Source organism: Candidatus Tisiphia endosymbiont of Hybos culiciformis (assembly GCF_964030975.1).
In the GTDB taxonomy this organism is placed as follows: Bacteria; Pseudomonadota; Alphaproteobacteria; order Rickettsiales; family Rickettsiaceae; genus Tisiphia.
The window spans coordinates 290,689-299,916 of record NZ_CAXIQH010000001.1 but is presented as its reverse complement, the minus strand read 5'-3'; the positions used below and the strand labels follow the sequence as shown (position 1 = coordinate 299,916).

Annotated in this window: 12 protein-coding genes and 2 pseudogenes; 10 read left to right on the top strand and 4 right to left on the bottom strand. The window is 34.1% G+C overall.

From position 1 onward, the window contains the following. Nucleotides 1-55 precede the first annotated feature (55 nt). The 8 genes and pseudogenes from ACQH2P_RS01825 to ACQH2P_RS01790 all read left to right on the top strand — a co-directional run bounded on the left by ACQH2P_RS01825 (nucleotide 56) and on the right by ACQH2P_RS01790 (nucleotide 6,148). Nucleotides 56-1,264, top strand: coding sequence for a hypothetical protein (locus ACQH2P_RS01825; RefSeq protein ID WP_425362758.1), 1,209 nt, complete (start codon nucleotides 56-58; stop codon nucleotides 1,262-1,264). Nucleotides 1,265-1,672: 408 nt separating this feature from the next. Then, the gene (locus ACQH2P_RS01820; RefSeq protein WP_425362757.1) at nucleotides 1,673-1,795 is read left to right on the top strand and encodes a hypothetical protein; all 123 of its coding nucleotides are present in this window, start codon (nucleotides 1,673-1,675) and stop codon (nucleotides 1,793-1,795) included. Between the two features lie 616 nt (nucleotides 1,796-2,411). After that, nucleotides 2,412-2,977 (top strand): annotated as a pseudogene (locus ACQH2P_RS01815) (IS5 family transposase); the annotation flags it as partial. 35 nt (nucleotides 2,978-3,012) lie between these two features. Next, nucleotides 3,013-3,139: pseudogene (locus tag ACQH2P_RS01810) on the top strand (ATP-binding cassette domain-containing protein); the annotation flags it as partial. Nucleotides 3,140-3,507: 368 nt separating this feature from the next. Then, nucleotides 3,508-4,233, top strand: a complete 726-nt coding sequence (locus ACQH2P_RS01805) for a 4'-phosphopantetheinyl transferase family protein (protein ID WP_425362756.1) — start codon at nucleotides 3,508-3,510, stop codon at nucleotides 4,231-4,233. Nucleotides 4,234-4,502: 269 nt separating this feature from the next. Beyond that, entirely contained in the window at nucleotides 4,503-4,736 is a 234-nt protein-coding gene (locus tag ACQH2P_RS01800) for a hypothetical protein (RefSeq protein ID WP_425362589.1), read from the top strand. A 30-nt stretch (nucleotides 4,737-4,766) separates the two neighbouring features. Beyond that, entirely contained in the window at nucleotides 4,767-5,000 is a 234-nt protein-coding gene (locus ACQH2P_RS01795) for a hypothetical protein (RefSeq protein WP_425362621.1), read from the top strand. A 38-nt stretch (nucleotides 5,001-5,038) separates the two neighbouring features. Then, on the top strand, nucleotides 5,039-6,148 hold the full coding sequence (locus ACQH2P_RS01790; RefSeq protein WP_425362755.1) for an IS66 family transposase: 1,110 nt from the start codon (nucleotides 5,039-5,041) through the stop codon (nucleotides 6,146-6,148). Here the strand turns inward: ACQH2P_RS01790 and tnpB are convergent. Together tnpB and ACQH2P_RS01780 are read right to left on the bottom strand one after the other, a co-directional pair. After that, the gene (gene tnpB, locus ACQH2P_RS01785; protein WP_425362591.1) at nucleotides 6,145-6,498 is read right to left on the bottom strand and encodes an IS66 family insertion sequence element accessory protein TnpB; all 354 of its coding nucleotides are present in this window, start codon (nucleotides 6,496-6,498) and stop codon (nucleotides 6,145-6,147) included. The two genes, ACQH2P_RS01790 and tnpB, sit on opposite strands and share 4 nt — an antisense overlap. After that, on the bottom strand, nucleotides 6,486-6,713 hold the full coding sequence (locus ACQH2P_RS01780) for a hypothetical protein (protein ID WP_425362754.1): 228 nt from the start codon (nucleotides 6,711-6,713) through the stop codon (nucleotides 6,486-6,488). The genes tnpB and ACQH2P_RS01780 overlap by 13 nt, the downstream gene beginning before the upstream one ends. Nucleotides 6,714-6,760: 47 nt before the next feature. On the opposite strand from ACQH2P_RS01780, the gene ACQH2P_RS01775 reads away from it, so the two are divergent. Together ACQH2P_RS01775 and ACQH2P_RS01770 are read left to right on the top strand one after the other, a co-directional pair. Next, nucleotides 6,761-7,012 carry a conjugal transfer protein TraD gene (locus ACQH2P_RS01775; RefSeq protein ID WP_425362753.1) on the top strand — a complete coding sequence of 84 codons (252 nt, stop codon included), beginning with the start codon at nucleotides 6,761-6,763 and terminating at the stop codon, nucleotides 7,010-7,012. Between the two features lie 315 nt (nucleotides 7,013-7,327). Then, nucleotides 7,328-7,675 (top strand): hypothetical protein, encoded by a 348-nt coding sequence (locus ACQH2P_RS01770; protein WP_425362752.1) that lies wholly within the window; start codon nucleotides 7,328-7,330, stop codon nucleotides 7,673-7,675. 143 nt (nucleotides 7,676-7,818) lie between these two features. Here the strand turns inward: ACQH2P_RS01770 and istB are convergent, their stop codons facing one another. Next, nucleotides 7,819-8,526, bottom strand: a complete 708-nt coding sequence (istB, locus tag ACQH2P_RS01765) for an IS21-like element helper ATPase IstB (protein WP_425362751.1) — start codon at nucleotides 8,524-8,526, stop codon at nucleotides 7,819-7,821. Then, a complete protein-coding gene (locus ACQH2P_RS01760; protein WP_425362750.1) occupies nucleotides 8,527-9,222 on the bottom strand; it encodes a Mu transposase domain-containing protein in 696 nt (231 codons plus the stop codon). Between the last annotated feature and the right edge of the window lie 6 nt (nucleotides 9,223-9,228).

Genomic DNA, 9,228 nt, shown 5'->3' with positions numbered 1-9,228 from the left:
AGCACAGAAGAACCAAATTTGATGTAAAATGTTTTATAAAAAATAAGAGGACAATATGAATAAGAATTTTCAAAACTTTACAATCTTTCCAAAAGAAGAGTCGCTGGTTTCTTTAGTAACATCAAAGAAAATTCTATCATTAGATTCTATTGCTCTTGGGAGTATTGGACTCAGTACAATTCAAAATAGTGGGATGAGCAAGACTGATTTTATAGGGAAAATAATGCATAATCAATCTTCATCAGATATTGTTATAGATACTTTCTTAGGGAGGATAGGTGTCTTTGTAATTCCTATTGTAAGTGAAGAAATTTACAATGATGATGGGCTTGTTAATGCGTTACAGGATGCTATAGCTTTAGCGGAATTATGTGGTGCTAAATGTGCCTCTTTAACCGGGTTGATACCATCTGCTACTAATTACGGTTATGATATTAAAGCTAAGAATAAGAATCCTAATTTTTTGATAACTACTGGGCATGGCACAACTACTTCAGCTATGGTCTTAAACATAGAACATGTACTTGACAGCACAAGAAGAAATATAGAGTTGGAAACTCTTGCATGTATAGGACTTGGATCAATTGGTCTAACAACACTACAATTAATGCTATCAGTTTTAAAACATCCTAAAAAGCTAATTTTATGTGATATCTTCTCTAAATTAGGGGAACTAGAAAAAATATCACATATGTTATCCTCGCACTTTAATTATAAGGGTGAAATTTTAATTGCTGAATCTATCAATTGTAAACTTCCGGAATTAGTTTATAATGAAGCAACATTATTGGTTGGTGCAACTAATGTTCCTAATATTGTATCCCATAATTTATTAAAACCTGGAATAATTATTGTAGACGATTCTGCACCACATATTTTTGATCCTCTTAATTGTATAGAACGCTTTAAAAAGCAAAAAGATATTTTAGTACTTCAGGGGGGTAAATTAACTCTACCCGTCCCAATACATTTCACGTACTACTATGATAATAGTTTAGGGATAGGTAAAACAGAATTAGAAGAAGTAATGGTTCATTCTAATCTTTATGAAATTATGGGATGTGTATTGGGAAGTATATTGCCGCTTGCTTCAAATAAAACACCAGCTACCTTAGGATTAGTAGAAACTAAGATAGCTATTTCTTATTATAATTTCCTTAAAGAACAGAGAATTAAAGGATCTTCATTACAATGTGAGGATTATTACTATCAACAGAATGATATAGTAAAGTTTACCAATATATGCAGGGAAAATTGTAAATGATTCTGTAAAAATTTAGCATAACCCAAGTTGCTACAGAAAAGTGGTAAATTAGTGAGTAGGCGTAAGCGTCGCCATTTACGCCCTATAGCTGTCAAAAGTTAGAAGAGGAAGGGGTTTAATAGGGTCTCCATAGGTAAAAAAGGTATACTTGCAGCAAAACTGCATAACTCTATCGTATACTTGTAGTAAAACTGCAAATATGGAGAGAAAGGTCATTGATTAATAAAAAAACTGGTTGAAAAACTACCAGTTATACTATAACATTTCAATTATTAAACATAATGATAATTAATTAAAATGAAAAAGCCAAAAGTAGCAACCTTAAGTGCTGAAGAGAGAGAAAAACTAATACAGCATATCAAGGAAAATTCATTAACAGGAGATGAGCAGTAAGCGATAGTAGAACTTGTGAAATTTTGTAACGAACTAATAGACCAGCTATCATCATCAAACATCAGTATAAATAAGCTTAAGGAGATGATGATTGGTTTTAAGGCAGATAACATAAAAAAGATAGTTCAGATTCATTAGACCTCTTTCGAAACTCGCTTGTGCTGAGGGATTTGAAGGAGACGCGGAACGCAGAACCGCAGCGTACTCTAATGTACGTGAGGATTCGAGTACCGCATCGACGTACAAATCACCAGCAGAAGTAGAGTTTCGAAAGAGGTCTATTAAAAGAACCACCAAATGAATCTGATAGCGAAAATGGTGGAAATGGAGAAGGTTGCAATGATCCCAAGAAGAGAGATCGCAGTAATTGGCAAGGTAAATATGGTTTTGATGATTACCAGGATGCGAATACCAGCTATTTAGCTCCTGAGAATTTTTGTAGTGGTGATAGCTGTCCTCACTGTGATAATGGTAAACTCTATAATAGTGAAGCTAGAAAATTGCTACAATTTACAGGCAGTAGCCCAATTACAGTCAACAGGTATGTGAAGAAAACACTACGCTGTAATGCCTGCGATTATATAATTATGAATAATAAAAATATCAACAAATGGACAAATAGTAGCAAAAGTGCGATAATATTACAAAAGACCTACGGCACTCCCTTCTACCGTTTGTCTAGGGCGTGTCATCAAATGAGTTGACATATGGATACAAATCATTAAGTTTATAAAAAACTAAAGGATTTGTTGAAATGCGTCGATATGCTTTAAGAGATGAACAATGGGAAAGGATAAAGGATACACTACCAGGAAAAGAAGGAGATGTAGGATAACAGCTAAGGACAATCGTCTTTTTGTAGAGGCGGTACTATACAGATATAGAGCAGGAATAGCTTGGAGAGATTTGGAGATTTTAGGGTATTCATACCAGACATACAAGATGGAGTCAAAAAGGAGTTTGGCAGAAGGTATTTGAGTTACTTGCAGCTGATGCAGACAATGAATATGCGATGATCGATTCTACAATAGTGCGTGTACATCAACATAGTGCTGGTGCAAAAAAAAAGTCATAACAACTGATCAAGCTATTGGTCGTAGCAAGGGTGGTTTGTCGACTAAAATACATGCAACTGTTGATGGACTTGGTAACCCGACTGGCTTTCATTTAACAGCAGGACAGGCACATGATTTGCAAAGGAGTGATGCACTAATGGAAAGACTAACACAAGGGTTGTATGTACTTGCAGATAAGGCTTATGATGCATATGAGAGAGTAAGGAACAGGCTAAAAGAAAAAGGTTGTGTGGCTGTAATTCCATAGTTGGTTTAAGAAATCATATACACAATAAAGCTAGCAAATTATCAGGCGGGCAGAAACAGCGTGTTGCAATTGCTCGTGCTCTCATTAATAAACCACAGTTAGTACTTGCTGATGAACCAACTGGTAACCTAGATCATAATTCAGCTTTGCAAGTAATGAAGTTAATTTTGGAGATAAACAAACACTATAATACTACCTTTATAATTAGTACACACAATAATGAAATAGCAAACTACTGTACTTCAAATATTCAAATGTTAGAGGGTATGATAATATGATGATAGCCAAAAATATGATGTGGAAGATTATAGCAAAAAAATTACAGCAGCACTTTCAGGAATTAGCTAGGTGTAAGGTGGCATAAGTAGAGGTGTATTGTGTTTATTGATCGTACATAAACCAAAGCTTCAAAAGGTTAATTAAGAACTAAATAGTATATGCAGTTATTTAATACCTTAGATTCCAATAATATAGATTTATTGGATGTGAATAATGGTTATGATAAGGTTTTTGTCTATATCGTAGATATGGATAAGTACACGAACAACCTAGACCAATTTTGGAGTTTCCTTTCTATAGGTGAAAGGAAACAAGCAAGGAGGTATTATACCAAGTTACTTACCGATCGTTACGTTATTTCACATGGGATTCTTAGGTATATTTTAAGTTACTATACTAAACAGCCAGCTCATAGCTTAAAATTTATTAATAACAGGTATGGCAAACCTTTTTTAAAGGATAGCAATATTCAATTTAACATGTCTCATTCGTATAATATGGTTTATTATATAGTAGCACATAATTATAAAGTTGGCATAGATATAGAATTTCATGATAATACTCTTGATGTAATGGAATTGTCAAATTTGGTACTTACTCCAAAAGAAATTACATTACTTGAGTCTTTTAGTATCGAAGAAAGGTATAAAACTTTTTATACTCTCTGGGCTAGAAAAGAAGCGTTAGTAAAAGCTATTGGCAAAGGATTATCCTACCCTATTAATACCATAGAAGTTATGCCTATTGCTTCATATGATAAGATTACTCTTACTAGCAACAACAATAATGCTAAGCAGGAACTATACAGCTATACATTAAGAACAACCCCCAATTATTCTGGAGCTATTGCCACTGAAACTAAAATAGATGTGATAGTCTACTTAGAGGCAATTAATCAACAAGGTGTTTTTGAGGGAGCCACACTTGATGTCACGTACCAAGTATACGAATCATGGCTAGTACTACAGTCGTAGTTTACAAATAATATAAAATGTATGGTATAGTCGAAGGAGGAGATGACATAAGGAATGGATAACATCAAGATATGGCAAGAACTGGAAGGAATGATAGGTATACTTGCAGCAAAACTGCATAACTCTATTAAATTTTTTTGGTAGTATGAATTTATTTTATAAATTTGGGTTCCTACTATGCAAATATCACCGATTAGTAAAAAAACTGGTTGAAAAACTATCAGTTATACTATAACATTTCAATTATTAAACGTAATGAATGAATCAAAATGAAAAAGCCAAAAGTAGCGACCTTAAGTGCTGAGGAACGAGAAGAACTAATACAACATATTAAGGCAAGTTCATTAACAGGAGATGATCAGCAAGCGGTGATAGAACTTGTGAAATTTTGTAACGAACTAATAGACAAGCTAGCATCATCAAACATCAGTATAAATAAGCTTAAGGAGATGATGATTGGTTTTAAGGCAGATAACAAAAAAAAGATAGTTCAGATTCATTAAAAGAACCACCGAGTGAATCTGATAATAAGAATGGTGGTAATGAAGAAGAGTACGATGAGTCCAAGAAGAGAGATCGCAGTAATTGGCAAGGTAAATATGGATTTGATGATTATCAGGATGCGAATACCAGCTATTTATCTCCTGAGAATTTTTGTAGTGGTGATAGCTGTCCTCACTGTGATAATGGTAAACTCTATAATAGTGAAGCTAGAAAATTGCTACAATTTACAGGTAATGCTCCAATTACAGTCAACAGATATGTAAAGAAAACGTTACGCTGTAATGCTTGCGATTATACAGTTATGAACAATAAGAATATCAACAAATGGACAAATAGTAGCAAAAGTGCAATAGTGTTACAAAAGACCTACGGTACTCCCTTCTATCGTTTATCTAGGTTGCAAAGTTTAAGCGGGGTTCCTGTATCATATAGCTCGTTGTGGCAACAATATTTAGATGTTTGGCAAGAAGGTGGTGGAGCTGAAATTTACAGGGTATTATTGGAAATGGCTGCCGAATGTAGCTCACTGAATCTTGATGATACTAGAGCTAGAATTTTAGAAATTACTGTAGCCAATAAAAAATTACGTACTCAAAATAAGAAAGGACGCAGCTGTTATACCACTACTATATGTGCTAAGACTGCCAATAATGAGGTGATAGTTTTATATTTTACCGGTAATAAGCATGGCGGGGAAAATATTGGTAACGTACTAAAGAATCGTAAGAATAGGACTGATTCTATTCATTTAATGACTGATGCAAGTAACAATAATAACCCGGTATTATCAGAAGCAGATAAAGAATTACTGGCAATAATAGTGATGATCAATTGTTTGTCACATGGGCAGAGAAAATTTACAGAGAATGAACCATATTACCCTGAAGAATGCGGATATTTTCTCAAACAGACTGCTGGGATTTACCATAATGAACATCAATGTAAAGAGATGAGCCTTGAGGAGAAGCTGAAGTACCATCAGGAACATAGCAGTAAATATATAGAAAATATATATAACAAAATAGATGAATTATTTAACGACAAGAAAGTTGAGCCTAATAGTAGGTTTGGGCAAGCTATGAAATATTGGTTAAATAATAAAGAAGGTTTGACGCAATTTTTGAAAATTCCAGTTAGCAGTCTTGATAATAATTGGGCTGAGAGGTCACTACGTACCATTATTTTACAAAGGAAGAATTCATTATTCTTTAAAACAATCAATAGTGCTGAGATACATAGTGGTCTGTATAGTATAGTAAAGACTTGTAGTGAGAATGAAATCAATGCATTTAAATATTTAAATTGGCTGCAAGAGCAGAGCAACAAAGCAAAGAAGCATCCTACGAATTATACGCCTTTTGCCTATGCAAGATATATAAATAATACGGAATTAATCGAGACGGCAGCTTAAATGACAGGAAGCCAATCATTAGAGAGTTTGGCAGAACTAGGATCACCATTATGAATAAGAATGTGTAAGGTTCTATAACAAATCTGATAAGATGAATTATCAGATGGGGAAAGTTTTGCCGTAAATTTACCTTTGGATAGGCGTTTAGAGCATAACCAAAAGCCTTGACCATCAAAGGACAAAATTTTAATGGCAGTTCTGTTTTTATTATAGAATAAAAACAAGGAACCATTAAGAGGGTTGGAAGAAAGTTTTTGTCTGCAAACAGCTATTAAACCATCGATACCCTTACGAAAGTCGATGGCAATAGTGGCAACAAAAATAACTGACTGAGGGGTTAGTTGCAGCATAGAAATGTCTGAATTATGATTTTTGGATCCAATGTTTGGATAATAAGCTTGGTACCATTTGGTTTAATAATGTGGCAAGTGTAGTAATTTTGTTTGGGAGTAGCCACAGGATCAGTATCTATAGAATTTACTAGTTGAAATGGAAGGAAATTAATATCTTGTTGCAGTTTTGCTGCAAGTATACAGACAAACGAACAAACAAAATACCAACTCAAATATAAACTCACAATCTCGTAATGATTGTAACAACTACAGGTACCATATGAACAGTCCAAGTAACAACCAAATTAACAGCCAAAATGCTAATTATTTAAAACGTAAACAAGATACCAGAAAAAAGATCATGCTAGGAGGTTTAGTAATAAAAGCAGGACTGGATTACTTACATCCAGAAGATATTGAAGTTCTTTACGGTATGTTGCTAACAAGCAAAACGCTACTTAATACCAATCCAGAGATTTTTGAGTATTGGAGAGAATGTGGTAAAGATTTGAAGAAAATACAAGTGAACTGAGGAACAAAGGTAAACATACAGCTAACCCGACTAACATATATGCCAAATTCACATACGTCATTGCGAGGAGCTACTTTAGTAGCGACGAAAAACCCATTTTTGGTTACTTTTATGGATTGCTTCGTCGACCTACGGTCTTCTCGCAATGACAAATAATAGATACATCGTCATTGCGAGACCACGTAGTGGTCGTGGCAATCCACGCTTCGTTCGGGCTTCGTGCCTCCTCGCAATGACGTCAGTTTATCATGGATAAATACTAATAGGACTAACTATAAAAAAGCAAACATAAAAAACTAAGTGAACTAAATAGAAATGAAACAACTAATAATAGCTTTAGTAATCTTACTACCACAAATAACCATTGCCAAGGATTTTGGTATATATGGAACAATTTTTGAGGTTAAGGAGGAAGGATTTTTAGCAATGATCCAAAGAAAACTAAAGCTAGTTGATATAGAACAGGAGCAAAGAAAAATGTTAGAAATTGCTAAAAATAGAATAGAAGAACCTGTACTCGTTACAAATATAAAACGAACTGAGAAACCACAGAGTTTTACCTATGAGCCAAGCTATATGGTAAAAGAAGATATTGTCTTACCTAATGGCAAACTACTTTATGCACTAGGTACAAGAGTTAATCCACTAGATTGTAAATTGTAATCATCTATTGACCCCCTATTGTAATAAACTATTGACCCCCCTTGACCACAAAAAAAATTAGTTAATTTTGGTTAAAATTCAGATAAAATCCCCTAAAATCATTGGTAATTTTTAATTTATATAATAGTATATTATTTTAATCTTTATTCTGCATCTTTTCCTCCTCTAAAACTTTTATTACCAGTTTCTATGATTTGACAATGATGGGTTAGCCTATCGATAATTGCCTTTGTTGCCTTAGGATTACCAAATATATCTTCCCATTCTTCAAATCTCAAATGGGTGGTTATGATAAGCGAGGACTGTTCATATAATTTTGCAAACAGCTCAAATAGTAAGAATCTAGCCTCGGGCTTTATTGGTACATAGCCCAGTTCATCTATCACAATAACATTGAACCTCTTAACTGAATCGATGAATTTGAGCTCATAGTTATGCATTCTAGCATTTAGTAATTGGCTAGCTAATTCATTTAAAGTGTAGAACCTTACCCTGCAACCCTTTTCAACTGCAGTAAATGCTAAACCAATTGCTAGATGAGTCTTGCCTGACCCAGAACCACCAATTAACATTATATTCTGCTGATTATCAACAACTTTTTGTATATCACAATGGCTAACCAATTTAGCTTGGCTAGTGTCCGAAAGTAGCTTTATTGTAGGAAACCTAGCTAGCTGTAGTCGATAACTCAATGAACGTGATTTTTTATACTGACATTCTGCTTCAAGAAGCCTTTTTAATGCTTCATATACTGCTCCCACAGGCATTTCTTTTGCTAAATCCATCTCTGTTAACTGCATCTTCATTCCTGCTAAACCCAATTTATCTAATAATAATATTAACTCCTTCATTTAATTTTCCTCCACTACTGAATAGGTTGTTAAATGTATTTTACTGTAACTGCTGCAATCAGCGTCTGGTGGAGTTTTTAACTGAATAAACTTATATTCATTGATATCTACTTGTATAGCTGGTTGTAAATACTGCTCAACTAATTTAGCACTACAGCCACCAATAGTAATTGCTAAATTACAGGCATTAGTCACCTTGTCTAATCCATACTTATTAACCAACTGCAGAATTGCTATAAATTGTTTATCACTGTCCTTGTAGTTTTCCAGTTTATTGCGTATCTTACTAAATACCTCTGGTAATAAGCTCATAAGCTCTTTAAAGGGAGCACCATTACGCAAAGCCCCTGGTTTACGTTCCAGAGCTGAGATATAATGCCATGGATTATAAATCTTCTGGTAGCGATTGAAACAGCGAACATGCTCTCCTATAACCTTGCTTTCATATAGGATAACTATCTCCCAGGCATAGGATTTAATTTGCACAGCAACACCTACATATTCACACGGAACGCTATACATATTAGTATCATATTGCACAAGGCTTAAAGGCGAAACTATAGTTGGATGCAATCTGTAAGCTGTAAATTCTCCTCTATATTTTATTAAATATGGCTTTTCTTCCTCATATACTTCAAAGATTGTCCGCTCTTTAAAGTCAGGATGCTGTCTAGTTTTAGACCAATTTAAAGACATCTCTCT

Bases quoted from the DNA above. Each gene is read 5' to 3' on its own strand.
- ACQH2P_RS01825 (WP_425362758.1), top strand. From the start codon at position 56: ATGAATAAGAATTTTCAAAACTTTACAATCTTTCCAAAAGAAGAGTCG.
- ACQH2P_RS01805 (WP_425362756.1), top strand. From the start codon at position 3,508: ATGGATAAGTACACGAACAACCTAGACCAATTTTGGAGTTTCCTTTCT.
- ACQH2P_RS01800 (WP_425362589.1), top strand. From the start codon at position 4,503: ATGAAAAAGCCAAAAGTAGCGACCTTAAGTGCTGAGGAACGAGAAGAA.
- ACQH2P_RS01795 (WP_425362621.1), top strand. From the start codon at position 4,767: ATGGTGGTAATGAAGAAGAGTACGATGAGTCCAAGAAGAGAGATCGCA.
- ACQH2P_RS01790 (WP_425362755.1), top strand. From the start codon at position 5,039: ATGAACAATAAGAATATCAACAAATGGACAAATAGTAGCAAAAGTGCA.
- tnpB (WP_425362591.1), bottom strand. From the start codon at position 6,498: ATGCTGCAACTAACCCCTCAGTCAGTTATTTTTGTTGCCACTATTGCC.
- ACQH2P_RS01775 (WP_425362753.1), top strand. From the start codon at position 6,761: ATGAACAGTCCAAGTAACAACCAAATTAACAGCCAAAATGCTAATTAT.
- ACQH2P_RS01770 (WP_425362752.1), top strand. From the start codon at position 7,328: ATGAAACAACTAATAATAGCTTTAGTAATCTTACTACCACAAATAACC.
- istB (WP_425362751.1), bottom strand. From the start codon at position 8,526: ATGAAGGAGTTAATATTATTATTAGATAAATTGGGTTTAGCAGGAATG.
- ACQH2P_RS01760 (WP_425362750.1), bottom strand. From the start codon at position 9,222: ATGTCTTTAAATTGGTCTAAAACTAGACAGCATCCTGACTTTAAAGAG.